Annotated in this window: 1 pseudogene; it reads right to left on the bottom strand. The window is 68.5% G+C overall.

Annotated features, from left to right (window positions below):
• Nucleotides 1-629 (bottom strand): annotated as a pseudogene (locus E6R18_RS33880) (transposase); the annotation flags it as partial.
• Nucleotides 630-677 lie beyond the last annotated feature (48 nt).

Raw genomic sequence — 677 nt, 5'->3', positions numbered from 1 at the left:
GGGGAGGAACTGCGGGCTGTCGGCGGCCTGTCCAGCCGTCAACACGATCGCCAGGGGGCGGCACTTGCGGTCGGACGCGAGGTGGATCTTGCAGGTCAGGCCGCCTCTGGACCGGCCGAGCAGGGCCTGCTTCAGGCGGGCTTTGCGTCTTCGCCGGATGCGTCGCCGTTCTTCCCGTCCAGGATCGTCGGCGTCGCCCTGTCCGTTCTGTTCCCCTTGGCCGCCCCCTTTTGTCGGGCCTGCTCCTGTTCCCGCACGGCCTTCTCCAGGGCCTCCATAACCTCGGGGGCGACGTGTATTCCGGCGGCGTCGTGATGCGCGCGGGTGGTCGTGGAATCCACGCTGACCAGTGACAGGTCAGTCTTCCCCTGCCCGGCGGCCTCGGCGATCAGCCCCTCGAGCAGTGCGGTGAACACGCCTGCGTCCCGCCAGACCCGGAAACGGCCGTAGACGGTGGGCCAGGGACCGAATTGCTCGGGCATCTCCCGCCACTGGGCGCCGGACCGGAATCGCCAGATCACGCCCTCGAACTGGTCCCGCAACTTCACCGGGTAGGGGCCGTACTCGCCGACCGGCAAGTACGGCTGGATGAGTTCCCACTGGTCGTCACTGAGCTGTCGGCGCGTCACACCGGCGTTCTACCGTGATCCGTCCCGGCACGGCAGCGGAACGCAGAT

The sequence above is a fragment of the Streptomyces sp. A1277 genome (assembly GCF_004795015.1).
Classification (GTDB): Bacteria; Actinomycetota; Actinomycetes; order Streptomycetales; family Streptomycetaceae; genus Streptomyces.
The sequence above is the reverse complement of the archived record's forward strand: the minus strand, read 5'-3'. Positions and strand labels throughout refer to the sequence as shown.